Annotated in this window: 21 protein-coding genes; 10 read left to right on the forward strand and 11 right to left on the reverse strand. The window is 64.6% G+C overall.

Going from position 1 to position 25,586, the window contains the following annotated elements; all coding sequences use genetic code 11:
* Window positions 1-304 precede the first annotated feature (304 nt).
* Complete coding sequence (locus tag ACR9ZC_RS06315) at window positions 305-1,207, forward strand: hypothetical protein (protein WP_481579574.1); 903 nt, start codon at window positions 305-307, stop codon at window positions 1,205-1,207.
* Between the two features lie 117 nt (window positions 1,208-1,324).
* Window positions 1,325-1,612 carry a CppA family protein gene (locus ACR9ZC_RS06320; protein WP_331568596.1) on the forward strand — a complete coding sequence of 96 codons (288 nt, stop codon included), beginning with the start codon at window positions 1,325-1,327 and terminating at the stop codon, window positions 1,610-1,612.
* Window positions 1,613-1,651: 39 nt separating this feature from the next.
* On the opposite strand, the gene ACR9ZC_RS06325 is transcribed toward ACR9ZC_RS06320, so the two are convergent.
* Window positions 1,652-2,929, reverse strand: a complete 1,278-nt coding sequence (locus ACR9ZC_RS06325; RefSeq protein WP_481579575.1) for an Nramp family divalent metal transporter — start codon at window positions 2,927-2,929, stop codon at window positions 1,652-1,654.
* Window positions 2,930-3,121: 192 nt separating this feature from the next.
* Between ACR9ZC_RS06325 and coxB the strand changes: the two genes are divergently transcribed.
* The 7 genes from coxB to bluB all read left to right on the forward strand — a co-directional run bounded on the left by coxB (window position 3,122) and on the right by bluB (window position 10,512).
* The gene (gene coxB / locus ACR9ZC_RS06330) at window positions 3,122-4,120 is read left to right on the forward strand and encodes a cytochrome c oxidase subunit II (protein WP_481579576.1); all 999 of its coding nucleotides are present in this window, start codon (window positions 3,122-3,124) and stop codon (window positions 4,118-4,120) included.
* Window positions 4,121-4,122: 2 nt separating this feature from the next.
* Entirely contained in the window at window positions 4,123-6,075 is a 1,953-nt protein-coding gene (gene ctaD / locus ACR9ZC_RS06335; protein ID WP_481579737.1) for a cytochrome c oxidase subunit I, read from the forward strand.
* Window positions 6,072-6,701: a cytochrome c oxidase subunit 3 gene (locus tag ACR9ZC_RS06340; RefSeq protein WP_481579577.1), complete on the forward strand. Its 630-nt coding sequence runs from the start codon at window positions 6,072-6,074 to the stop codon at window positions 6,699-6,701. Before ctaD ends, ACR9ZC_RS06340 begins: the two co-directional genes overlap by 4 nt.
* A 55-nt stretch (window positions 6,702-6,756) precedes the next feature.
* Entirely contained in the window at window positions 6,757-7,095 is a 339-nt protein-coding gene (locus tag ACR9ZC_RS06345; RefSeq protein WP_440561022.1) for a hypothetical protein, read from the forward strand.
* A complete protein-coding gene (locus ACR9ZC_RS06350) occupies window positions 7,071-8,087 on the forward strand; it encodes a cytochrome c oxidase assembly protein (protein WP_481579578.1) in 1,017 nt (338 codons plus the stop codon). The genes ACR9ZC_RS06345 and ACR9ZC_RS06350 overlap by 25 nt, the downstream gene beginning before the upstream one ends.
* Before the next feature lie 59 nt (window positions 8,088-8,146).
* Complete coding sequence (locus ACR9ZC_RS06355) at window positions 8,147-9,442, forward strand: c-type cytochrome (protein WP_481579738.1); 1,296 nt, start codon at window positions 8,147-8,149, stop codon at window positions 9,440-9,442.
* 413 nt (window positions 9,443-9,855) lie between these two features.
* A complete protein-coding gene (gene bluB, locus ACR9ZC_RS06360; RefSeq protein ID WP_481579579.1) occupies window positions 9,856-10,512 on the forward strand; it encodes a 5,6-dimethylbenzimidazole synthase in 657 nt (218 codons plus the stop codon).
* A 22-nt stretch (window positions 10,513-10,534) separates the two neighbouring features.
* On the opposite strand, the gene ACR9ZC_RS06365 is transcribed toward bluB, so the two are convergent.
* The 4 genes from ACR9ZC_RS06365 to ACR9ZC_RS06380 form a co-directional block, all read right to left on the reverse strand.
* Window positions 10,535-10,780 (reverse strand): H-NS family nucleoid-associated regulatory protein, encoded by a 246-nt coding sequence (locus tag ACR9ZC_RS06365; RefSeq protein ID WP_173260386.1) that lies wholly within the window; start codon window positions 10,778-10,780, stop codon window positions 10,535-10,537.
* A gap of 508 nt (window positions 10,781-11,288) precedes the next feature.
* Complete coding sequence (locus ACR9ZC_RS06370) at window positions 11,289-15,692, reverse strand: response regulator (protein ID WP_481579580.1); 4,404 nt, start codon at window positions 15,690-15,692, stop codon at window positions 11,289-11,291.
* 198 nt (window positions 15,693-15,890) lie between these two features.
* On the reverse strand, window positions 15,891-16,961 hold the full coding sequence (gene cobD / locus ACR9ZC_RS06375; protein ID WP_481579581.1) for a threonine-phosphate decarboxylase CobD: 1,071 nt from the start codon (window positions 16,959-16,961) through the stop codon (window positions 15,891-15,893).
* 7 nt (window positions 16,962-16,968) lie between these two features.
* Complete coding sequence (locus ACR9ZC_RS06380; protein ID WP_481579739.1) at window positions 16,969-17,961, reverse strand: CobD/CbiB family cobalamin biosynthesis protein; 993 nt, start codon at window positions 17,959-17,961, stop codon at window positions 16,969-16,971.
* A gap of 173 nt (window positions 17,962-18,134) precedes the next feature.
* Here ACR9ZC_RS06380 and ACR9ZC_RS06385 point away from each other — a divergent pair, with 173 nt between their 5' ends.
* Window positions 18,135-19,607 carry a cobyric acid synthase gene (locus tag ACR9ZC_RS06385; protein ID WP_481579582.1) on the forward strand — a complete coding sequence of 491 codons (1,473 nt, stop codon included), beginning with the start codon at window positions 18,135-18,137 and terminating at the stop codon, window positions 19,605-19,607.
* A gap of 412 nt (window positions 19,608-20,019) precedes the next feature.
* Here the strand turns inward: ACR9ZC_RS06385 and ACR9ZC_RS06390 are convergent, their stop codons facing one another.
* The 6 genes from ACR9ZC_RS06390 to ACR9ZC_RS06415 form a co-directional block, all read right to left on the reverse strand.
* A complete protein-coding gene (locus ACR9ZC_RS06390) occupies window positions 20,020-20,316 on the reverse strand; it encodes a DUF1330 domain-containing protein (RefSeq protein WP_481579583.1) in 297 nt (98 codons plus the stop codon).
* Window positions 20,317-20,355: 39 nt separating this feature from the next.
* Window positions 20,356-22,551: a xanthine dehydrogenase family protein molybdopterin-binding subunit gene (locus ACR9ZC_RS06395; protein ID WP_481579584.1), complete on the reverse strand. Its 2,196-nt coding sequence runs from the start codon at window positions 22,549-22,551 to the stop codon at window positions 20,356-20,358.
* Entirely contained in the window at window positions 22,548-23,555 is a 1,008-nt protein-coding gene (locus ACR9ZC_RS06400) for an FAD binding domain-containing protein (protein WP_481579585.1), read from the reverse strand. The genes ACR9ZC_RS06395 and ACR9ZC_RS06400 overlap by 4 nt, the downstream gene beginning before the upstream one ends.
* On the reverse strand, window positions 23,552-24,058 hold the full coding sequence (locus tag ACR9ZC_RS06405) for a (2Fe-2S)-binding protein (RefSeq protein WP_331569955.1): 507 nt from the start codon (window positions 24,056-24,058) through the stop codon (window positions 23,552-23,554). The genes ACR9ZC_RS06400 and ACR9ZC_RS06405 overlap by 4 nt, the downstream gene beginning before the upstream one ends.
* Before the next feature lie 265 nt (window positions 24,059-24,323).
* A complete protein-coding gene (locus tag ACR9ZC_RS06410; protein ID WP_481579586.1) occupies window positions 24,324-24,902 on the reverse strand; it encodes a class I SAM-dependent methyltransferase in 579 nt (192 codons plus the stop codon).
* Between the two features lie 56 nt (window positions 24,903-24,958).
* Entirely contained in the window at window positions 24,959-25,498 is a 540-nt protein-coding gene (locus ACR9ZC_RS06415) for a hypothetical protein (RefSeq protein ID WP_481579587.1), read from the reverse strand.
* Window positions 25,499-25,586 lie beyond the last annotated feature (88 nt).

Below are 25,586 nucleotides of genomic sequence, written 5' to 3' on the forward strand. Positions count from 1 at the left end.
CCGATTTTCGTGACGGACGTCGGATTGGCGGATGCCGAATTGCCAGTCCCGTAAAAGCTCACCCTTGTCAGCGCAAGCGACGTGGAAGCAGGTGCTCCCGTAAAAGCTCACCTCCGCCTTTCTTCCCTGTTGCCGGGTCTGCCGCGCTGGATGTCCCGATCGATCGGGAACGTTTCGCTCAGTGGCGCTAGCCCTCGCCGCTGGATGCAAGAAACCTCATGAGGAGGGACTACGCTGCCGTGCAGATCAACGTTAATCCACGGCCGTGCCGGCCGATGACCGGCGCGGGCGGCAGGAGTGAACCATGCCCCTACGGATCGGATCGTCCGCTGCACAGCTCGGCGATCACCACCCCGCGTCGACCAAAGATGGCAAAGCCCCCGGCGGGCTCCCCGCCGGCGCGGCACGCCCGGGGTTGAGCCGCGGCGACGCCATGCTGGGGGCGCTCACGCAACGCGCGAGCGCCGGCGGCGAGCGTCCCGCTGACGGCAATGGGTCGCTGCGACGCACGCAATCCATGAGCCGGCTGGCCGATTTTTCGCGCGTCGCGCTCGAACGGCAACGTACGCTGCCGGTGACCGCGAGAGAGCGATCGGACGCAGCGGCAAGCCTGCTTGTCGCGCGAGAACCTTCTCGGCCGGCGGAAAGCGGGCCCGCGTCGGCATCGGGCACGAATCCGCCGCGGCCGACGCTCAAGCCGGGTGCCGACAAGCCGAAGCCCGCTGCGCAGAACGCGAATCAATCGACGCCGGGGGCTCATGGCGCTCAGGGCGCTCATGCGGCAACCGTGGCACCCGCACCCGCCTACGGTTACCCGGTTTATTCGCCGCATTGGAGCGTGCCGGAATATCGCACGCACGTGGTGGGCGCGCATCGGCCGATCGGCTTTTCATACGGTCATGGAGAGGACGCATACGGCCGCGTGCATGCACACGTCGGCTTTCATTATTTCGGCCGTCGACATACGGTGCGCTTCGGGTTGCCGGGTTTGACGAGCGGATTCTTGAGCGGACTGCGCAGCGGCTTGTTCAACCCCGTCGTTTATCACGCGCCGCCGTCGGGCAGCTACTACGCTGGCTACGGCGCCCATACCGCGCCTTACGCGGGCCATTACGTTCAGCCGCAGGGTTATTTTGGGCATCCCGGTTATGCGATCGGGTATCCGCCCTCCTATGCGATCGGTTACCCCGCGGCTCGGCAAGCCTGACCGCTTCGTATATCTCATACACCAGGCACTCATGTTGACGTCAACGGCCAGCGATTTGCGCGCTTCCTAAAAATACTGTATATATATACTTGTTCATTTATACAGTATAGGCTCTGTATGGAACGGCTGATCCGAATTGCGAATGACGACGACCGGCAGGCGCTGGCTTGGCTCATGACCCACGCGGGGAACGTGCGCGTGACCGAAGCGGCGCGGCACTTGGCGCACTCGGGTCGTCCCGTGTTTGTCTCGGCACTGTGCCGCTATCTGGGGATCTGGCCGCCGGCACCGCGTCGGCCGGTTCGCGCCGCGCAAGACTGCGTGCTCGCGGAGCAGCATTTGGCGCAGATCCGACGAATTCTGGCCGGCGCGAAGCCAGCGACCGCGGCGGTCCACCACCGCTAGCCGCGACGCAGGTCGGGTTCACGCCGAGCGCGATCGCCACTACCCGACAATGCGCGCGACGAGCACTCCGTTCATCAGCAATACCGCCGCGGCAAACACGATGGCGAGCGACATTGCGAGCGGCCCCAGTCGATAGCCGCCCATCACCCGTCGCCGGCAGGCAACCGCCAACAACGCAATCATGGGTACGGGCACGGCGATGCTCAGTACGACCTGGCTCAGCACGAGCGCACGCGTGGCGTCCACACCCATTCCGACGACGATGAATCCCGGGAGCATCGTGACGAGCCGGCGCAACCAGAGCGGCACGGTAAAGCCCAGAAAATCCCGCATGATCATCTGCCCCGCCATCGTGCCGACGACCGAACTCGATATGCCCGATGCCATCAAGGCGGTCAGAAACAGCCCGCCTGCCATCGAACCGAAGAGCGGCATCAGCGTCCGATAGGCGACGTCGATCTGTGCCATCCGCGGGAATCCATAGTGAAACGCACCCGCGGCCATGGCCACCATCGTCATGTTGACGAGCCCCGCCACGCCGAGTGCGATGACGACTTCCGCGTTGGAATAGCGCAGCAGCGTGCGCCGTTCGCCATCGGTGAGCGGCGCGACGCGCTCGCCCGTCAGTCCCGAATGAAGAAACAGGGCATGCGGCATCACCGTGGCGCCCACGATACCCACAGCCACGAAGAGCGCCTCACGATCGGCGACCGTCGGCACGAACGTTCCGCGCGCAACTGCGCTCCAGTCGAGCGGCACGAACAGCAATTGCGCGAGATAGGCGATCACAATGACGCCGACCAGCGCACCGATCGCAAGCTCGAGCGGACGAAAACCGCGCCCCTGCATCAGCAGTAGCCCCCAGGTCAGCACAGCCGTGACGCCCATGCCGACGATGAGCGGCAGATGCGCAAGCAGCGAAAAACCGATAGCTGCCCCGAGGAACTCCGCCAGGTCGGTGGCCATCGCCGCGATCTCGGCGACGAACCACATCGCCAATGTCACCGGCTTGGGCGCAGCGCGTGCACAAACGCGGGCCAGGCTCTCGCCCGTCACCACCCCGACGCGCGCCGAAATCGACTGGAACAGCATCGCGACGACATTCGCAAACAGCACGACCCACAGCAACGCATATCCGTATCCCGCGCCTGCCTGCAGATTCGTTGCAATATTCCCGGGGTCCATGTAAGCGACCGAAACGACTACTGCCGGCCCGGCGAACGGCAGTAGCATGCGCGCGCCGCGGCGCCGGCCTTCGAGCACTTCGCGAAGCTGCCTGGCCGTACGAGCGCTCAAGCCTCGCCGACGATCTGACATGGGCACCTCGTTCATCGCGCCGTCTCGTAAGTGTTCATGCGTCCGATCGAATTCCTGCGGGAACAGAACGTGCTCTTCGGCTGACGTCCCACCCATTGTCGCCGCCGCATGAAACGACCCCGCACTTCGCATGCCAACCGCTGCGGTCCCACACCGCACGTCGGACGGTCTGTCATGTTCGGAAGGTCTGTCATGTTCGCCGCCGGTTGGATCACCGTCCTCGCACAAGCCACTCCACAGCACGATGCGCTCGCGCCTGCAGGAGTGCAAGCGGCCCATATCGCGCGCCTCTGGCACTTCACGCTCATCGTGACAGGCGCGGTCTTCGCCGCAGTGCTTCTGGCCGTACTCGTGGGGCTGGCGCGCCGCCGCGCCGATACGCCGGCCGCACCCGATCTGTCGGCCAATACCCGCCCGGAGCGCGGCCCGCGACGGGCCGTCATCGCGGCAACCACCGTTTCCGTCGTGCTGCTCGTCGGGCTGACAGTGGCCGACGCACTGACGGATCGGGCGCTTTCGAAACTGCCGGCCGCCCACGCGCTGCACGTCCAGGTTACCGGGTGGCAGTGGTGGTGGCAGGCAAACTACGCACCCGAGGACGGCGCACCCGGTTTCGCCGTCGCCAACGAACTGCACGTACCCGTAGGCCGGCCCGTGATCGTGTCGCTGGCGGCCGGCGATGTCATTCATAGTTTCTGGGTGCCGAACCTCCATGGCAAGAAGGACTTGTTGCCGGGCATCGGTTCGACGATCGAATTCCGCGCGGACCGGCCCGGCGCTTACCGCGGCCAATGCGCGGAGTTCTGCGGCACCGAACATGCGCTGATGGCCATGACTGTCATGGCCGACCCGCCCCAGCGCTATGCCGCCTGGGCAGCCGCGCAACGCCTGCCGGCCGCGCCGCCGGACAACGCACTGGCCGCGCGCGGCCGGGCGCTCTTCGAGGCGTCGGCATGCGCGAACTGCCATACCGTACGTGGCACGCATGCGCTCGGCATGCTCGCGCCCGACCTCACGCATCTGATGAGCCGCCGCACGCTGGCCGCGGGCGCGCTCGAAAACAATCCGGCCAACCTCGCCGCATGGATCCGTAATCCGCAGGCAGCCAAGCCCGGCGCGACCATGCCCGCGAGCGCGTTGCCGGCCCCCGACATTCAGGCGCTCGTCGCCTGGCTCACCACGCTCAAATGACGATGGCGCACACCGGCCCCGAGTTCTCGAGCAGCCGCGACGAACATCGAGTCGACGGCCCGACCGCCACCGATACCACGCGGCGCCTGCTCGCCCGCACATGGGACGACCCGCCGGGCATCGTCGGGATGCTCGCCGCGGTCAACCACAAGACCATCGCGCGCCGCTTCGTCGTCACGACGTTCGCATTTTTTGCGCTGGCAGGCATGCTCGCGCTCGCGATGCGTCTGCAGTTGGCACGGCCGGGCCTGCACCTCGTCGGCCCCGACCTGTACGACACGCTGTTCACGATGCACGGCACGACGATGATGTTTCTCTTCGGCGTCCCGGTCATGCAGGCCGTGGCGATTTATCTGATCCCATTGATGGTCGGCGCGCGCAGCATCGCCTTTCCGCGCATGAACGCCTATGCCTACTGGGTGTTCCTGTTCGGCGGACTCACGCTGTACGTCGCCTTCGTGCTCGGCGCCGGCCCGCGCGCGGGCTGGTTCAGCTATGTTCCGCTTGCGGGCCCCGACTACGCCACCGGCAAGGGCACCGACATCTGGGCGCAGATGATCACGTTCACCGAGCTTGCCTCGCTGCTCGAAGCCATCGTGCTGATCACGACGATCCTCAAGATGCGGGCACCCGGCATGTCGCTCAACCGCATACCGCTTTTCGCATGGGCCACGCTCGTCACGCAGTTCATGGTCATCTTCGCCATGCCGGCCGTGATGCTCGCCAGTACCGCGCTGATTCTCGACCGGCTCGTCGGGACGCAGTTCTTCAATCCGTCGCTCGGTGGCGACGTCCTGCTCTGGCAACACCTCTTCTGGTTCTTCGGCCACCCGGAGGTCTATCTGATCTTCATCCCGGCACTCGGTTTCATCTCGTCGATCCTGCCAACCTTCGCGCGGCGACCGATATTCGGCTACACCGCGATCGTCCTCGCGCTGATAGCGACCGCTTTCCTGGCCTTCGGGCTATGGGTTCACCACATGTTCGCCACCAGCGTTCCGCAGCTGGGCAAAAGTTTTTTCACCGCCGCGAGCGTGATGATCGCCCTTCCCTCCGGCCTGCAAATCTATTGCTGGATCGCCACGCTCCTCACAGGCCGCCTGAACCTCAAAACGCCGCTGCTGTTCGTCCTCGCATTCTTCTTCATTCTCGTGCTGGGCGGGATGACCGGCGTCATGCTCGGCTCGGTATCGCTCGATCTGCAGTTGCACGACACTTATTTCGTCGTCGCGCATCTGCACTACGTGCTGATCGGCGGTGCCGTCTTCCCGCTCTTCGCCGCCGTTCACTACTGGTTTCCGAAGGTCACGGGACGCATGCTCGACGAGCGGCTCGGACGCTGGCAGTTCTGGCTCTTCTTCATCGGCTTCAACGTCGCGTTTTTTCCGATGCACTGGCTGGGACTCCACGGCATGCCACGGCGCGTCTGGACCTATCCGGCCGGTATGGGCTGGTCCGCGATGAACCTGATCTCGACCGTCGGCGCGTGGACCATCGCGGCAAGTGTGCTGCTGTTCGTCTTCAACGTCTGGCGAAGCCTCCGGCATGGGCCCAGCGCGGGCCCGAATCCCTGGGGCGCCGGCACGCTCGAATGGGCCGCGCCGAGCCCGCCGCCGCCGCACAACTTCGATGCGCTGCCGGTCGTGCACGGCCGCGATCCGCTCTGGGATCCGCCAACGCATCCCGCCCATGTCAGCGGACTTGCGGCCGATGCCCGCGAGGTACTGCTCACGACGGTGCTCGACGCGCGCCCGGACCTGCGCTCGCTGTTCCCGACGCCATCGATCTGGCCGTTCGTCAGTGCCGTTGCCACGACCGTGCTCTTCATCGGTTCGATCTTCACGCCGTGGGCTGTCGTGTGGGGTTCCGTGCCGGTCGTCATTGCACTGACCGCATGGTTCTGGCCGACGCGGCGTCATCACGCGCAAGCCATGGCGCTGGAGCGCAAGCCATGAGCAGCGGCGATGCTTCCTCGCGCGACGGACGCGCTTCGGTCGATGTCCGCGATCTGCCGAGCTTCGGCTTCGGACATCGCAGCGCGATGTGGTGGGCGACGGCCGGACTGATGCTGATCGAGGGGACGGTCTTCGCGATCGCCGTCGCGATGTACTTCTACCTGCGCGATATCAACGCGGCGTGGCCGCTCGATGCCCCGCCGCCCGAGATGCGCTGGGGTACGGCAAACCTCGCGATTCTGCTCGTGAGCCTCGTGCCGAACGAATTGACGAAGCGGGCCGCGCAGCGTCTCGATCTACCGCGCTGCAGACTCTGGCTGACGATATGCCTCGCGTTTTCCCTCGCCTTTCTCGCCGTGCGCGGTCTCGAATTTGCGGCGCTCAACGTGAAGTGGTACGCGAACGCCTACGGATCGATCGTGTGGTTTCTGCTCGGCCTGCACACGACGCACCTGGTCACCGATACGATCGATACGGCCGTTCTGGGCGTGCTGCTGTTTACGGGACCGATCGAGGGTCGACGATTCGTCGATGTCAGCGAAAACGCGCTGTATTGGTATTTCGTCGTGCTCAGTTGGATACCGATTTACGCCGTCGTCTATCTGGCACCGCGAGCACTGTTTTGACGGCCGGCCGCGCCGGTCGAGCCGATGGAACCGGTCGAAGGAGAGGACGCACCGTATGAACGCAATGAAAACCTGGTTCGCGCTGCTGGCGGTACCCGCACTCGTGCTCGCGACACAAAGCGCCGACTATGCTCTCGTTCACTACGCCTGCGCGTGGCACACCCGAGCGCCGCTGAATGCCGTGAGCGGCATCGCGTTCGCTGTCTCGATTGCGGCGACTGCGCTGGCCTATCGTCGATGGCGCCAAACGTCCGTGCCGTTTTCGGCAAGTTATGAATCGCGCGACGCGCGCGAGGCATTTCTGGCGTTTGCCGCGACGATCGTCGGCGCGCTGGGCACGCTCGTGCAACTGATGATGTGGTTCCCGCAATGGCTGCTCTCCGCCTGCCGATGAGCGTGGGCGCCTGCGCGAGGTCGTCCGTGCGGTGTGCGACGGCGCTCTTCGCTGCCGCCCTCGCCGCGCCGGCCTCGGCGCATACGCCCGCCACGGTGGCCTCGGGTACACCCGTGTTTGGCTGGACGTTCGACTCGTGGGTGATCGCCTTACTCGCGCTGAGCCTGGCCGCGTATCTCGCGGGATTCGTCCGACTGACGCGACGTTCCCGTCTTGGACGTCGCGCGCGACAGACGCATCTGATGGCGTTCGCAGCGGGGTGGATCGTACTCGCCGCTGTGCTCGTCTCACCGCTCGACGCGTTGAGCGCGGCACTTTTTTCGGCGCACATGGTGCAGCATGAAGCGATGATGATCGTCGCCGCGCCGCTTCTCGTCGCGGGCCGGCCACTCGGCATCTGGATATGGGCGCTGCCGCAACGTGCCCGTATGGCGATCGGCCGTGTATTGCGCACGCGCGCATGGTCGGCCGCATGGCGCGCGCTGGTCGCTCCGCTGCCGGCCTGGGTTCTCCATGCCGTGGCGCTCTGGGCCTGGCACGCGCCGCCGTTCTTCGAGAGCGCACTCGCCCATTCCGCCGTTCATACCCTGCAACATGCAAGCTTCCTGGGGACCGCCCTGATCTTCTGGTGGTCGATTCTCGGCGAGGGGGCGGCACGGCGCGGTTCGGGCCATGCGATGCTTTCACTCTTCACGACGATGGTCCATACCGGCGCCCTCGGCGCGCTCATCACGCTCTCGCCGGGCGTCTGGTATCCGTCCTATGTCGAGCCGACGAGCGCACTCGGCATGGAGCCGCTCGGCGATCAACAACTTGGTGGGCTCGTCATGTGGGTGCCCGCCTCGCTCGCCTATTTGATCGGCGCGCTGATCGTTGCTGGACGATGGTTGACTCGCGCTCACTCTCCGCTCATTCCGCTCATATCGCACGCACCATCGGCAGAGCCGATTCCGGAGCCCAACGCTGCGTCGCTTCGGGAGCCCACGCGATGAAGGCCTCGCTCGCCCTGCGATTGCTGCTGCTGACGCTGCCTGCCATCGTCGCCATAGCGATGGGCAACGCCGGACGGGAAACAGCGCATGCCTCCACCGATGACGCAAAGCAGGCCGCCGCACCGCATCGGGCCGATGCTGTCTCGGGTGCCGACGCCACCCTGCTCGAACGCGGCGCGTACATCGCAAAAGCCGCTGACTGCGCAGGCTGCCATACAGCACCCGAAGGCGGGGCGCCTTACGCGGGCGGACTCGGCATGGGCTCGCCGTTCGGCACCATCGTAACCAGCAACATCACACCCGATGTGCGCTACGGCATCGGCCGCTACAGCTACGATGATTTCGCAAAAGCACTGCGCGAAGGCGTCGCGCGCGGCGGCAAGCGACTCTACCCGGCGATGCCGTACACGGCGTTCGCCAAAATGAGCGATGGCGACTTGCACGCGCTCTACACGTTCATGATGCAGGGCGTGCCACCGGTGTCGAAGCCGACGCCTCCCTCCGACGTCGCATTTCCGTTCAACCAGCGCTGGATGTTGCGTTTCTGGCAATGGGCGTTTATGCCGCACAAGGGCGTTCGGCAGCCATCGGGACGCGATGCGCAATGGTATCGTGGCGCCTATCTCGTTCAATCGCTGGGTCACTGCGGTGCATGCCATACGCCGCGCGGCTTCGCCTACGAAGAGCGCGGCTACGACGAATCGGCGCCGCGTTTCCTGACCGGTGGTATCAACGACCACTGGTTCGCGTCGAATCTGACAGGCGACGCGGGCTCCGGCTTAGGCCGCCTCAGCGAAATCGATATCGCGCGCTTCCTGAAGACGGGCCATGGCGCCGGCATCGTGGCCTACGGGAGCATGGTTCAGCAGATCGAGGACAGTACGCAATATCTCAGCGATGGCGACCTGCTCGCAATCGCCCACTACCTGAAGTCGCTGCCGGCGCGCGAACCTTCCGGCACGTTTGCACCGCAAGACGCATCGACTCAGCCGAGCGCGAACGGCAATCGCGTGGCCGACGATCAGTCGCTCGGAAACATCGTCTATCGATCGTTTTGCGCGCGTTGCCACAGGCTCGACGGCAAGGGCGTGCCCAATGTGTTCCCTGCGCTCGCGGGCAATCCGTCGGTGCTCGCGAAAGATACGACGTCGCTGATCCGCCTGCTCGTGGAGGGTGGAAACAGCCCCGCCACGAAGTCGGGTCCGCCTCGCCAACGGATGCCCGCGTTTGCCGGCACACTGGTCGACGCACAGATGGGACAAGTGCTGACCTACATCCGCAGCGCATGGGGCAACAGCGCTCAGCCGATCAGCGGCAACGACGTCAATGCGCTGCGGCAACTGCTGCATAAATGACATGACTCGAACGAAGCGCGCCGGTCGGTCCGACGCGCCGCTCGGCTACGGCTGACGCTGGCCGCCTTGGTGACGCGGCATCTTTTGCTGATTCTGTTGCTGCTGAGGCTGCCGGTGATCGCCACGATCATGCCCGCGCGGGTTGGTCGGCGCGGCCTGGCTGGGTTTTCGCGATGTCATCTGGTCCTCCTGTTGGCTGAAGAAAATCTCCGAGACTCGCCTCTATCGCGTCGCAACGGCTGTTCCCGGCCCGTGCGAGCGGGTCATACGAGCACATCCGCCATGTAAGGGGCGCATGCCGATGCGCGTGGTATCTTTGGGCCCGCCGGCGCTCACTGCCTGCCATCGAATGGCGCAAGCGGCGCGCCAGGATATATCCACAGACTTCGCGAGCCTCAAAGGCCAATTTCTCGATGGCAATGCAATTCGACGACGGGGAGCGCGCGGCCGTATATCGCGCCATCCATGAACGGCGGGACATGCGTCATTTCGTGCGCAAGCCGGTCGACCCGCACGTGCTCGCCCGCCTGTTCGATGCGGCGCATCACGCACCGAGCGTCGGATATATGCAGCCATGGAGAATCGTCAGGGTGACCGACGACGCACGGCGCAAAGCGCTGCACGATGCCGTCGAGCGCGAGCGCGCACGCACAGCCGTTGCGCTCGGCGAGCGCAGCGACGAATTCATGAAGCTCAAGGTGGAAGGCATGCTCGAGTGCGCCGAGCTGCTCGTCATGGCACTGATGGATGGCCGCGAAAAGCACGTATTCGGTCGCCGCACGATGCCCGATATGGATCTGGCGTCTGTTGCCTGCGCGATTCAGAACATGTGGCTCGCTGCACGCGCGGAAGGGCTCGGCATGGGATGGGTGTCGCTCTTCGAGGTGGACGACGTTCGCCGCTTGTTGCGGATGCCGGTGGGCGCCCGGCCTGTCGCCATACTATGCCTCGGGCACGTCGAGCGCTTCTATCCTCGGCCGATGCTCGAAATCGAACACTGGGCCCAACGAATGCCGCTATCCGAGTGCGTTTTCGAAAACGAATGGCCGCCGACGGACTCCGAGCGCTGAAGGCCCCAGGCCTCGCGCCCGGTTATCCCTCGCAGCGATAGAAATCCATATTCTGTCCGGCGGCGACGGCACGACGCAACCAATCCGGCGGATCTCCGTAGCCATCCCACGTATTGCCCATCGCATCGCGGTAAAGGATGGGCCGTTCAGCCTGCTTGTCGGCGGAAATCGATTCCGCCACAGCTTCGACCGTAATGCCGTATTCGTCCATGCGACGCCGGAGCCAGCGAATCAATCGTTCGCGAGCCTCGCCTTCAAGCTGTTCCATCGATGATTCCGGTTGTAGTTGATGCGGGGGTGTGGAGCCCCTTATTTGACCCGAGCCGAATCATACTCGACTCGCGGCAGCAGGCGGTTACAACCGCCCAACGGCGGGTCCGGATGGACGCGCGCCAGATTGTGTTTCAGGCCGTCGATGTCAATTATCGATACAAAACTTCCAAAAAGCAAAACGTCAAAACCAATAACGAGGTCTACTCCGCATATTGCGTCGGAGTATCCCAAAGCACGAAAGTGCCATCCCGTAAAAGCTCACCATCGGCGCCGCCGCGCGACAAGGTGAGCCTTTACGGGAGAAAATGCGGGACTTCGCGCGGCACGGCGGGCGCCAACTCGCCGAAAAGCGTCCCGCGAAGCAGAAAATCGCACGCAAAGCACCCTGCAACACACCGCAACGGGGCAAACAAGCACTCTTTATCCCGAAAAACCTCACCTCACGCCCCGGGGCTCCCGAAAAACCTCACCACGCGGGAGCCCGCCTCGTCGGACGGCGCGGCCTAGCCGCGGTATCCGGTCACCGGTGCGGTGGCTGAACCCGTCGACATGCGTACCATCATGGCCGCATCCAGCAACGCTTCCATCTGCTGGCGGTCATACGGCTTGCGCAGCATGGTGGCTCCGGCGAGCGCTTCCGGCTTGCGGCCGTCGGGCAGCTCGTCGTATCCCGATGCGAAGATCACGCGCAACCCCGGCTGCAATGCGACAGCCCGCATCGCCAGTTCGTCGCCGGACAGATCGGGCAGTGCGATGTCCGTCACGATCACATCGAACGTGTGCTTGCCGAGGAGTACCAGCGCTTGCGTCGCATCGGCGGCTTCAGTCACGGCATAGCCGAGATAGGACAGCATGTCCGCCGTTGTGAAGCGAACCATCGGGTCGTCATCGACCAGCAGCACGCGCCCGCGCAAGCGGCCAGGCATACGGACGGCGTTGACGGGCTGCGGATCGTCCGTCGCGAGCAACGGCGGCGAAGGCAATGCCGGCTTGCCTCGCACCTGATGCCGCAACACGTGGCGAATCTTGCGCGCCAGCGCTTCGCGGCTATAGGGTTTGCTGAGCAGATCGACGCCATCGTCGAGCCGGCCGCCATGCACGATCGCGTTATCGGTATAGCCCGACGTGAACAGAACCGCGATGTTGGGTAGTCGTTCCCGCGCGCGGCGGGCCAGCTCGGGACTGTCGAGGGGACCCGGCATGACGACGTCGGTGAATACCAGGTCGATCGGCACCCCGCTTTCGACGATCGCGAGCGCGCTTTGCGCATCCTTCGCCCGCAGCACGCGATACCCGAGCTCGGAGAGCAGATCGACGACCGTTCCGCGCACGTCTTCGTCATCCTCGACGACGAGAACGGTTTCCGTACCGCCCGTGATCGGCCCGGCCTCGATTTCGGTCTCGACATCCTCGGGCTGGCGCGCGCGCGGCAAATAGAGCCGCACGGTCGTACCCTGCTCGAGCTCGCTGTAGATCTTGATGTGTCCGCCCGATTGCTTGACGAAACCATAGACCATGCTGAGCCCGAGGCCCGTGCCGCGGCCTTCGGGTTTCGTCGTAAAGAACGGCTCGAAGACACGCTCGAGCAACTCGGCCGGTATACCGCAACCGGTGTCGGTCACGGCGACCATGACGTATTGGCCGGGCGCCACGTCAGGATGACGCGCGACATAGACGTCGTCGAGAAAAGCATTGCCCGCTTCGATCGTGAGCTTGCCGTGACCCTGCATCGCGTCGCGCGCATTGATCGCCAGATTGAGCAGGGCATTTTCGACCTGCACGGTATCGACGAACGTATTCCACAGGCCGCCCGTGATCACCGTTTCGATTTCGACGCTTTCTCCAAGCGAGCGGCGCAGCATGTCGTCAATGCCGCGAATCAGTCTGCCAAGATTGACCGTCTTCGGCGACAACGGTTGCCGACGTCCGAATGCCAGCAGTTGCGAAGCGAGCCGCGAACCGCGTGCCGTCGCGGCAACGGCGGTCTGCAGCCGCTGCTCGGCGCGCAGATTCCCCGATACGTCGCGGCTCAGCAGTTGAAGATTGCCGGCTATGACTTGCAAGACGTTGTTGAAATCGTGAGCGACACCGCCCGTAAGCTTGCCGATCGCCTCCATTTTTTGCGCCTGGCGCAATTGCGCCTCGGTATGCAGGCGTTCCGCAATCGCCGCGGCGACGCGTCTTTCCAGTACGACGTTCGCCTCGCGCAAAATCTGTTCGGCCTCCTTACGATCCGAGATATCGATGATCGAGCCGATGTAGCCGAGAAACTTTCCGTCGTCGCCGAAGCGCGGTACCGCCGCGCCCAACACCCAGCGATAATCGCCGGCAGCGGTCCGTACCCGGTATTCGGCGCGAAACGGCCTGCGTTCGGCATGGGCATCGAGAAAGGCCTGGCGGGCGCTCTCGCGATCCTCGTCGTGCAGTGCTGCCCAGGCGCCTGCGCCTATGGCCTCGTCGAGCGTCTGTCCGGTGAACTCGCACCAAGGCTGGTTCAGATAATCGAATTCGGCCTCCGGCGTGCTGATCCACATCATCACCGGTGCGTGATTGGCCATGTTCCGGAACCGCGCCTCGCTTTCGCGTAGATCGCGTGTGGCCTCGCGTCGCAGCCTCGCCATCTCGAGGTTTGCATTGACGCGCGCGAGAAGCTCGCGAGCCGAAAACGGCTTCGTCAGATAGTCGTCGGCGCCCGCGCCCAATCCCTCGACACTCGCCTCTTCGCCCGCACGCGCGGAAACGAGCACGACCGGCAGATCACGTAATTCGGAGTCCGAACGAATTGCACGCAGCAAGCCGAAGCCGTCGAGACCCGGCATCATGACGTCGCTCAAGACGACGTCGGGCCTGCGCTCGCGGATCGCCGCGAGCGCTTCGTGCCCATCGGCGGCAGTGTCGACCTCCCATTGCCCCCGCAACAACCGGCTCATATAGCGGCGCATGTCCTCGTTATCGTCGACGACAAGCACGCGCGCTCCCCTCGTCCGGCTGCCGAACGGCAGCGTCGGCAGATCGTCGGCGCGCTCGGACGGGGCCTCGTCGCCGTCCTCCGCGCCCGCCTGCGGCAGCCAGCGCAGGGCCTCTTCGACGTACGCACCGGCACGGTGGGGCGTCCATGCAAGCAGGCGTTCGGGACCGATGCGATCGGGCGCCAGATGGGCGGTGCCGAATGGAAGGCTCAGGGTGAATGCGGTACCGCGTCCCACCTCGCTATCGACGGAGATCGTGCCGCCGTGCAGCTTGACGAGTTCGTGCACGAGCGCGAGGCCGATACCGGACCCTTCGAAGGAGCGGCTGCGCTGCCCCTCGACACGGTGAAAACGCTCGAACAAGCGCGCAAGCTCGTTCGAGGGAATACCGACACCCGTATCGCGAACGACGATCTGCGCTGCTTCGCCGTCGGGCGACACCTGCGTGCGCACCTCGATGCGCCCTTCGAACGTGAACTTGAACGCATTGGATAGGAGGTTGAGGACGATCTTCTCCCACATATCGCGGTCGACGTAGACCGGCTGCGGCAGGCTCTCGCACTCGATAGACAATTCGAGGCCGGCCCGCTGGGTGGCCGACTCGAAACTCGACGCGAGTTCCGCGGTGAACTTGGCCACATCCGTCGGCTCGAACATCGCTGTCGCACGCCCCGCCTCGATGCGCGAGAAGTCGAGCAGCGAATTGACGAGCCTGAGCAACCGCACGCTGCTGCGGTGTGCGGTCAGCAGGCGGCGCCGTTGAGGCGGCTCCAGCGCATTCGCCGACGAATCGTTGATGGCATCTTCGAGCGGTCCCAGCATCAGCGTGAGCGGCGTCCGAAACTCGTGGCTCACGTTCGAAAAGAACGCGGTCTTGGCACGGTCGATTTCGGCCAGGACTTCGGCACGCCGCCGCTCGTCCTCGTAGGCCTGGGCATGGCCGATGGCCGCCGAAATCTGTCCGGCAACGAGCCCGAGAAAGCTTCGATAGTTACCGTCGTACAGGCGATACGGATTGAGCCCGACCACGAGCACGCCAGCCCGCCCGGTTTCCGCGCCCGGCACGATGGGCAGCAATGCCGCTTGCGCAGGGGGCTCGTCCCAAGGACCGCTCGGCAACGGTACGCCAATGCGTTCGTCAAGCTCCGAGACCACCGTGGGTGTGCGCGTGCGCAATACCTCGCCGACCGGCCAGATCGACGAATCGTCCGCGGCGATCGAATGCGGCGCGGCCCGGTGGGCGCGATCGACCCCGGCCGCACACGCGAGCTGGAGCGTCGGTGCGCCCATATCGTCCGCCATATAAATCATCGCGAACGGCAGATCGCGCGCGTTCGTGCCGAGTGCCTGCGCGCTGCGTGCGCACACTTCCTGCCAGGTTCGGGCACGCGTTGCATCGGCGGCCAGATCGCGCAACAGCGCCAGTTGCCGTTCGCCGATAACGCGTGGCGTATCGTCCGTACTTGCGCAAATGATTCCGCCGGCGCTGCCGTCGTCGTTTGGAATGGGGCTGAACGAGAACGTGTAATACGTTTCCTCGGGGTAGCCGTTACGCTCCATGACGAGCAGTTGCTCCTCGACATAAGTGCCGCGGCCCCCGCTCATCGCCATATCGAGCATCGGCTCGATATCGCTCCATATTTCGCCCCACACGTCCTTTATCGGCCGGCCCAGCGCCCATTCGTGCTTACCGCCGATAATCGACTTGTATGGATCGTTATAAAAATAGATCAATTGCTTGCCCCAGCCAATCCAGATCGGCTGGCTCGAATTGAGCATGATGCGCAGCGCGACTTTGAGGCTTTGCGGCCACGTATCAGGCGCACCGAGCGGCGTCCCGCTCCAATCGAATGCGCGGATGAGGCCTCCCAGTTCGCCGCCGCCCGAAAGAAAGTCCCAACCCTGCGGCTGGCGCAACGAATGCGATGCTTCGTTCATGTGGCAGTTCCTTGCTCGTCGATTCAGCAAAGATATCGCCGCCACTCGCAAAAACCAATATGCCGTATGGTCAAATCGCCGTAAATGCGCGAATAAAAATCGGGCACAAATCGTGCGCACCGCGACAACTGCAAGAATTACTGAGCGGGCGACCCGCCCTCCGACGAATCGGCAACAAAGTTGCGCGCGATCAACGGCTCACAGCGTATCGTCCGTCGCCAATGCCTCGCGCAACGCCCGATCGAGGCGCTCCCACGCGCGTTCGTCGGCGGGCAAGCCAAACCGCAGCCCGGGCACGACATCGAATCGTCGGACCCACACGGCGCGACGTGCGAGTCCGTCCTGCAGACGAGCGGCATCGGCGCGGCGTACCCAGGCAAAGAGGGGCGTATGCGTCGCTTTCAATCCGTGCCGCTCGAGCAAGGCCACGAGGCGCGCCGACGCGTCGCGCAGCTGGGTACGCATCGAGCGCTGCCACGGTTCGTCGAGCAACGCGGCCCGCACAACGCTACGCGCCGGGCCCGATACGGTCCACGGCCCACGCAGTCCACGCATCGCGTCATCGAGCGCGGCCGGAGCGAGCGCGAACCCGGCCCGGGCGCCAGCGAGGCCATAGAATTTGCCGACCGAGCGCAATACGACAAGGCCATCGGTCTCGATATGCGAGGCCACGCTGAGATGCGGCGTCGCCTCTACGAACGCCTCGTCGACGATAAGGCCTCCGCCGCGCGAAACGAGCTGACGATGCCAGTCGAGCAGCGTGGCTGCATCGAACGATTCGGTGCCGGGGTTGTTGGGGTTCACGACGACCAGATGCGTCAGCCTCGCCGGTAGCGGCACGCCCGGAGGAAGAAGGAAATCGGCGGCGTCGCGCCGATCGGCAAACGGCTCCGTGACGAAGCGCTCCACCGTAAAACCCGCGGCTGCGAACGCCGGCGCATATTCGCCGTAAGTCAGCAGGCCGATACCGATGCGCCCCACGGGCAGGACCTGCGGCAGGATGCGAATGGCCGCTTGGGTGCCTGCCACGGCCAGTGCGCGCGGCGCGCCATAATGGGCGGCCGCGATCGCTTCGAGATCGTCGCCGTCATCGGGCAAGCGCAGCCACGCCTGCGCGTCGATATCGGGCACCGGATAACCGCATGGATTGATGCCGGTCGAAAGGTCGATCCAGTCTTCGCGAGCAATGCCGTAACGGCGCACGGCTTCGGAAAGGTTGCCGCCATGAGGCACGGCAACGGAGACGATGGGACGCTCGGATGTCGACATGATCTGCTCAAAACACCATTGACGCGGCGGCTAGCAGGATCAGGCCGGCCAGCCATGCCAAGAGCGCCCGCCGGACGAGCGACAGCGCTCGCCCGATATCGCGGGCATGCGGCGCGGCGCCGCTGCCGAGCGGTGGGCGCGCTTCGTCGACGCCATGATAGCGGGCGCTTCCGCCGCACGATACGTCGAGGCTGCCGGCGCCGCTTGCCATGACAGGCCCCGCGTTCGGGCTGTCCCACGCCGCTGCCTGTGTCCGCCAACACCGCAATGCGTTGCGCGGATTGCCGCACAGCGCGTAAGTCAGCGCGGTCAGGCGCGCGGGCAGATAGTTGGCCGCATCGTCGAGGCGGGCGGCGGCCCAGCCGAACGAGATGAACCGCGGCGTGCGATAGCCCCACATCGCATCGAGCGTGTTGACGAGCCGATAGCCCAGCGCGCCCGGCCCTCCCGCGATGGCGAACCAGAACAAGGCCCCGAAAATCGCGTCGTTGCCGTTTTCGAGGGCCGATTCGACGGCAGCGCGTGCGACGGCCGATGCTTCCGCGTCCGAAAGATCGCGCGTGACGATGCGCGATGCCAGCGCGCGTGCGCGCGGCAAATCGCCGTTCGCGAGCGCGCCTTCGATCGGAGCGATGTGATCGGAAAGGCTGCGCGCACCGAGCGCGAACCACAGCAACAACGCATGGAGCATCCATCCAAACGCGACCGGTAGCACGCGCGCGAGCACGATCGATAGCGCGACCGGCGGCACGACAGCCACTGCCCAACCGACGACGCCGAGCGCGCGAACGCGCAGCGCGGCCAGCCGCGCGCGAGAATCGCATCGTTCGGTTCGCGTATCAACCGTATCGCGGTCCGGGTTGAGCGATCGTTCGAGCCGCTTTGCGAATCGCCCGAATGCGACGAGCGGATGAGCGCGCTGCGGCTCGCCCAGCCACCAGTCGAGTACGACGCCCACGATGGCGAGCATGGCGATGGCCGCGAAGGACGGCAGTGCCATCATTGCAATGCTCCCGCCGAAGCGTCCGTTGTCCGGCCGAGTTGCCGCACGCATGCGTATGCGCCGACGCGAGCGGCGGTGACATAATGCAGCCCTGCTTCACGGCACGCGCCCGCCGCGCGATGCTCGCGCAAAAGGCGCGCTTCGTATTCGACCCGCTCAGGACACCCCCCATGCCACGTGCGCTGATGATTCAAGGAACGAGCTCCGATTCGGGCAAAAGCACGCTTGTCGGCGCGCTGTGCCGAATCGCCGCGCGAGCCGGCATCCGCGTCGCGCCGTTCAAGCCGCAAAACATGTCGCTCAACAGCGCCGTCACCGTCGATGGCGGCGAAATCGGCCGCGCCCAGGCCTGGCAAGCGTTGGCGGCCGGTGTCGACCCTCATACGGATATGAACCCGGTGCTGCTCAAACCGAACAGCGACATCGGCGCGCAAGTCATCGTCCACGGTCGGGCGCGCGGCAACCTCGATGCGCGGGCCTATCACGCGTACAAGCCGATCGCCATGCAGGCCGTGCTCGAATCGTTCGAACGACTGCGGGCCGCCTACGATCTCGTGCTTGTGGAAGGCGCAGGCAGTCCGGCCGAAATCAACCTGCGCGAGGGCGATATCGCGAACATGGGCTTCGCCGAAGCGGCCGATTGCCCCGTCGTCATCGTTGCCGATATCGATCGAGGCGGCGTGTTCGCGCAAATCATCGGCACGCTCGCCTGTCTTTCGGAGGCTGAACGCGCGCGCGTCAAGGGCGTGATCGTCAACAAATTTCGGGGCGACCCGGCGCTTCTCCAACCCGGCATCGATTGGGTCGAAGCACGCACCGGCAAACCCGTGCTCGGCGTGGTGCCGTTCGTGCCAGGCCTTTGGCTCGATGCGGAGGACATGTTGCCGGCCGCACGGCACGCACCCGCCTCGGACGACACGGTGTTGCGCGTGATCGTGCCGGCGCTGCCGCGCATCAGCAATCACACCGATTTCGATCCGCTGCGCGCGCACCCGCAAGTCGACTTCCGCTACGTCCGGGCCGGCGAACCGCTGCCCGCAGCGGATCTCGTCATTCTGCCCGGCAGTAAAAGCGTTCAACGCGATCTCGCTTGGCTTCGCGCACAGGGGTGGGAGGGCTACCTGCGTCGCCATCTGCGGTATAACGGGAAGGTCATCGGCATATGCGGCGGAATGCAAATGCTCGGACGCGGCATGCGCGATCCGCTTGGCATCGAGAGCTCGACCGAACGCACCCGCGGCTTCGGGCTGCTCGATTTCGAGACCGAGCTTGCGCCCGAAAAACAACTCGTCCGCACCGAGGGTTCGCTGACACTCGGCGATGCGCCTGTGCATGGATATGAAATCCACATGGGGACGACGACGGGCACGGCGCTCGCGCGGCCGGCCATGTGGCTGCGCCAGGGCGCTAGCGACGAGCCGCGGCCCGACGGCGCCATATCCGACGATGGGCAGATTTTCGCCACTTATCTGCATGGCCTCTTCGACGGTCCCGATGCCTGCGCGGCATTGCTGCGCTGGGCGGGGCTCGATGATGCCCAGCGCATCGATCACGACGCGCGCAGGCTTGCGTCGATCGACACATTGGCCGACGCCGTTGCCGCGCACGTCGATGTACCAGCGCTTTGGCGCTTGATCGAATGAGCGGGAATCGCGATGAGCCAAGGCCGTTGTCCGTCGTTGCAAGGAACGGCGTAGTCTAGCGGGTCGCGGGATTTCCGTCGACGACGACGCCTGCGCATCCATCGTATCGCTTCCCGCAAAAGCTCACCTTATGCCGAGGCAGGCCGCGCGGTCGCGCATGATCGCGCACCGCGCGTCTGGCCGACGCGTCCCGAAAACACTCACCTTGATCGCCGCGGGGTAAGGCGTTACGAGCGCTGCAATCCCGAAAACGCTCACCTTTGGCTTCTTTGGGGCCGCTCACATAAGCCCCCTCTGCGGCAGGTCCCGGAAAAGCTCACCGGTGGGGGCCGAGCGAAGGCGATTCCGTCCTCGGCTCCCGAAAAACCTCACCCTCGAGGTGGCTCATACGTTCGGCGTTCGCCGTCGTTCGCTAAGACACGCCCATACCGTCGACGAGAACCAGATTGCGGCTGAGCGCCTTGTCGCGAAGGGCCAACGCGGCCGCGTACTCCTCGGATCGATACCACTTGCGCGCCTGCTCCATGCTCGGAAATTCGACGATGATGACGGCACGCGGCTGCCAACTGCCTTCCAGCGCCTCGATATCGCCACCACGTACGACATACCTGCCGCCATAAGCCGCAATCGATTCAGCGGCTCGCGTTCTATAAGCTTCGAACGCCTCGGCATCGCGAGGCGAGACATCGGAGATGAGATAAGCCGTCATGGGACTCCCGAAAATACTCACCGTTACGGACGGTCGCGATCACGCATACGATGCACCCTCCATCACCAGCTTTGCCGGTGTGATCGGCAACGATCGAACGCGCTTGCCGGTCGCGGCGAAAACCGCATTGGCGACCGCAGCCGCCACACCCGTCGCGCCGAGTTCACCGATACCTTTTGCGCCGAGCGGACTTGCATGCGCATCGAACTCGTCGACGAAATGGATTTGGATATCGGACGGAATATCGGCATTGACAGGCACCGCCACGCCAGCAAGATCTCTGGAGAGCCACCGCCCCAATGTCGGCTCATGATGCGTGCCTTCCATCGCCGCCATGCCCCAGCCCCAAATGATCCCGCCGATCATCTGGGCGCGCGCCGTGCGCGGATTGATGATGCGCCCCGCGCTATAGCTGCCGACCGCGCGCCGCAGCCGCAGTAGGCCCAATTCGGGATCGACGGCCACCTCGACGAAGATTGCGCCGAACGTCGAAATGGCTACGTCGCTGCCCTCGCCGTTCGCATTGAACGGCGCGCCGCCCGGCAAGCTGAACTCGCCGTCGGCCCTGAGCTCCGCCCGTCCGGCCTGACGCATGAGCTCGAAAATCGATTGCCCGCGCTCGTCGCTGCCGCTACGCCGGATCCGGCCGTCCGCCAGCTCGGCTTGCGAATCCGGAACGCCCGCAAGTTCCGCTAGCTGAGCCCGCACGGAACGCGCCGCGTAGAGAACCGAGGCACCGACACCCATCGTCGAAGACGATCCGTAAGTCGGCCCGCCTTTCGGCAATGCCGTATCGCCCATCGACAGCGATACCTGATCGAGCGACAAGCCGAGAACATCCGCCGCGATCTGCGGAAAAATCGTCAACGTGCCGGTGCCGATATCGTGGCAGCCCGTTTCGATCGTCGCTCGGCCACTTGCGTTGAGCCGCACGCGCGCCACGGACGGAAATCGAAAGCATCCCATCGAGCTCGTCGCCATGCCGCTGCCGAGCAGCCACGGTCCATCGCGTACCGGCTCCTGGGGACGGTCGTACCAGCCAAAGAGGCGCGCGCCTTCGGCGTAGGCCTCGCGCAGTTTTTTCGATGACCACGGCTTGCCCGTCGCCGGGTCCGTTTCCGCATAGTTGGCGAGACGAAAATCAAGCGGGTCCATACCCACGAGACGGGCCATTTCATCGATCGCGGAATCCAGCCCCCACAAGCCCGGTCCCTCCCAAGGAGCGCGCATGGCGGTCGGATGATTCACGTTCGCATGCCGCACCTTCTGCTTCGTCTGAATCGCGGGGCTCGCATAGACGCCCTGCGACGCGGACGTCGCATGCTCGACGAATTGCTCCGCAATCGACGTCACATTTTCGACGTCATGGCTCAACGCACTCAGGCGCCCGTCAGCGTCGGCGCCAAGCACCATGTGGTGGCGCATGTCCGGTTGATAGCCGACCATCGAATACATTTGAGCCCGGCTCAACACCAGCTTGATCGGGCGTTGCAGCACACGGGCAGCCGCGGCGGCAAGCAGTTCATGCGGCCAGACGAAACCTTTGCAGCCGAAACCTCCACCGGTGTGGTGGCAAATGACACGCACCTGCTCGGGCCTGATGCCGAACGCGCTCGAGAGCACGGCCTGCACGTTGTAGCCGTGCTGGGTCGTATCGAATATCGTCAGCTCGTCGCCGTCCCAGACCGCCTGGACGGCTGACGGCTCCATCGGGTTGTGATGCCGCGAAGGTTGCAGGTAATCGGCCTCGTGCCGATGCGCGGCGCTCGATAACCCATGAGCGATGTCGCCCTTCGAAAACTCGGCGGGTGCGTAGAGATTTTCTGTTGCGATGACCGCCGCGCCTTTACTTTGCGCAACGAAGGGCGAGACTTCGATATCGGCTCGCACGAGTCGCGCGGCCTGCTCCGCTTGCTCGAGGCGTTCGGCGGCGACGATGGCAATCGCTTGGCCGTGGTGGCGAATCGTCGTATCCTGCATCGGCAACAAGGTGATGGCCGAGGGTGCCGTCACGTTCGCAAAGTGCGGCATGTCGTCAACCGTCAATACGCGAACCACACCCGGCACCGACCCGGCCTCGTGTGTGTCGATCTGCCGAATCGTACCCGCAGGCACAGGCGAGCCGACCAGGACCACAAAAAGCGCCCCATCGAGCCGTTGATCGGCGGTGTACTTCGCCTGGCCGGTCACTTTGATGCGCCCATCTGGACGGGGCAACGCTTCGCCGATGCTCATGCGGCACCTCCTTCGGCGCGTTGCGCCGCCAACTGAAGCGCGCGCCAAGCGGCGTTACGCGCGATCACGGTCTTGTGTGCATTGTGCGAAAGCGCGCGGGCGGCAGCAAATTCCTGCTCGATCGCTCGACGCGCATCGGGCGATGCAACGGCCAGCCCTTGCAGATTGCGTTCGGCCCCGCTCAAGCGCCACGGCCGCATCGCCACGGACCCGAGCGCAATCCGCGCCTGGCGGATCACACCGCCATGGAGTTCGAGCCCTACCGCCGCGGAGGCAATCGCAAACTCGTAAGACTCTCGTTCGCGGACCTTCAGATAGGCTGAATTCGGCATCGCGCAGGGCAGCTCGATCGACGTAATCAGTTCGTCGTCGTCCATGACGTTGTGCTTTCGAATGCCGCGGTCGTCGGCGGGCAACGTATGAAAGTCGGCCGCCGAGACCCGACGCGTGCCGCGCGGAGATTCGATGACGATATCGGCCTCGAGCGCCGATAACGCGACTGCGGGGTCGGACGGTTGAACTGCGACGCAATCGTCGGTCCAGCCGAAGATCGCGTGCTTCTCGTTGATGCCGTGCCGTGCCGCACACCCTGAACCCGGCACACGCCGGTTGCAGGGAAGCACTTCGTCCGAACGAAAGTAAGGGCAGCGCGTGCGCTGCAACAGGTTGCCGCCGATCGAAGCGAGGTTGCGCAACTGAGCCGAGGCGGCCTTGAGGCACGCTTCAGACAGCGCGGGAAAGTCGTTCGCGACACGCGGATGGAGTGCAACCTCGTTGAGCGTGGCGAGCGCACCGATACGCAGTCCGCTCCCGCCCGGGATGCTTTCGATTCCCTTCAAGTCCTGCAGACGCGAAATGTCCACTATGTGAGCAGGGTGCTCGATACCGAGGCGCATCCAGTTCAGCAGCTCGGTGCCGCCGGCCAACAGCGCGGTCCGTTCGCCGAACCGCTTCAGCGCATCCTGGACATCGCCGGCGCGCGCGTAGGTAAACGGCTCCATCATTGCCCTCCGTTCGGCGCGCTTGCCCCAGCCTTGACGGCTTCGACGATCTGCGGGTACGACGAGCATCGACACAAGTTGCCGCTCATCCACTCTCGAATGTCGGCATCGCTTTTCGTATGACCTTCCCGCACGCAACAGACGGCGGACATGATCTGCCCCGGCGTGCAAAAGCCGCATTGAAAAGCGTCGCAGTCGATGAAAGCCTGCTGCATGGGATGCAGCGTTTCGCCTTGCGAAAGCCCTTCGATCGTCGTGACCGCGCGTCCGTCGGCCTGCGCCGCGAGTACCATGCACGCGTTCACGCGCTGCCCGTCGAGATGCACCGTACACGCGCCGCATTCGCCGAAATTGCAGCCCTTTTTCGTACCGGTGAGATGGAGATGCTCGCGCAAGGCATCGAGCAATGTGGTGCGCGTATCGAGCACGCAACGATGCGCGGAGCCGTTGACGTTCAACGTCAGTTCGATCACGTGCGCAATGTCTGTTGTCGGTGGGATAGCCACTTCGATCGTCTCCGTTCATCGCATTCTTGTGAACCCGCCTACCGTCGGGCAGCGGGTCTTAAAGATTAGGCGGTGACGGTAGGCGATTCAAGCGGTGCGTCCGGGGAACCTCGCCTGTGGCGAGCCCTCTTTCTACGAACTTCTGTGCGGGGCGCCAGTCCGTCGCGCTCGCGTGCACCCTTCCCGTAAAAGCTCACCATGGGCCGCCTGGTTGGCAGCCATTGCGGGCTCGGCCCGATAACGCGGGATGAACGGGACGACGCGGTTACCGCTGAGTGCTCGACGGTTGCCGACGAAGCGCAGGCCAAACGTACAGCGTGGCAGTGCCTGGCAACCCCGATACCTTTCGCGCCGCCGCCGCTTGCCGGTCCCGAAAGCCGAACGCGAGGGACACCACCGGGGTGCCTTGCTTCAACATGGTGTCCAGAAAGGCAGCGAGCTTCGGCATCGGCTTGATCATCAGATAGCAGGCAACGGCATCGGCGTCGCGCAGATCGCAATGGAAGAAGTTGCCTCTTTGCAGGCGGACGTTGCGTAAATGCCGCGTTCGCAAACGAGCGATCCAGTAGGGGAATGGCGATATTTCGATTCCGTGAATGCGTGCTTCGGGGAAAGCACGAGCCAACGCGCTCACGAGCATGCCCCAGCCGCAGCCGAGCTCGTATAGAACCGCCTGCTCCGGCACGCCGGCCTCTTTCAGCAAGGCAATCACTTCGGCCGCCTCCGCGCGGCTCGACGACATAGGAACGACGCCGGTCACGAAGTAATAGATCAGCACCGAAAGGGCGACGGCGATGCTGGTCGCCAATACGAACGTCGCAAAGATGTCGGACATCGAAGGCATGGAGGCTCGCCTGAAATCGCTATGTCGATCTATATCCGTAGGGGCCGCGCAATTGCCTAAAACCCCAACTTCAATTGAAACCCGATCGTGAAAGGCAGATTGTCGGAAGGAATCGGTGGCACGAGAATGAAATTCATGCCAACGCGCTTATACGTCACCATGACGAGCGGTGCGGCCACCGGCCCGATCGAATGATCGTGGCCGATGCCCCATCTGCCGTAGTTATAGCCCGAGATGATGCCGCCCATGACGGCGAGCCGAACGAATCCCCAATGAGCGAATTCGGGCGCCCACACGCCCCCGCCGTACCACGACGGACGAGCAAGCGAATTCCGGAACCCGCCTGCGGTCAACGCCCATTGCCCGTTGAGCCAGCACTCCACGCCGAGCCCGGGATTCACGTCTTCGAAAGACTGCTCGGGATGAATGTGATGTGACGCAATCATCGCGTCGATCCAGAGTCCGCTGCCGCACCAGTTGGCCGCATGCGCCGGCACCGATGACGACAGGACACCCGCGGCAATAGTCGCCGTCGACAAGGCCGCGCGCGCGATCGATTTCCGCGCGTAGCGTGCCACCACTTTCCAACGATGCATGTCCGCTCCGTTCGCCGGTCTGGCGCCGGCCATGAGTTCTCGTTCGTACGGCTCGAGGCCGCTAGCCGCGCACTGTACCGCAATACGC

It is taken from the genome of Trinickia sp. HAY1-2D, from assembly GCF_056754935.1.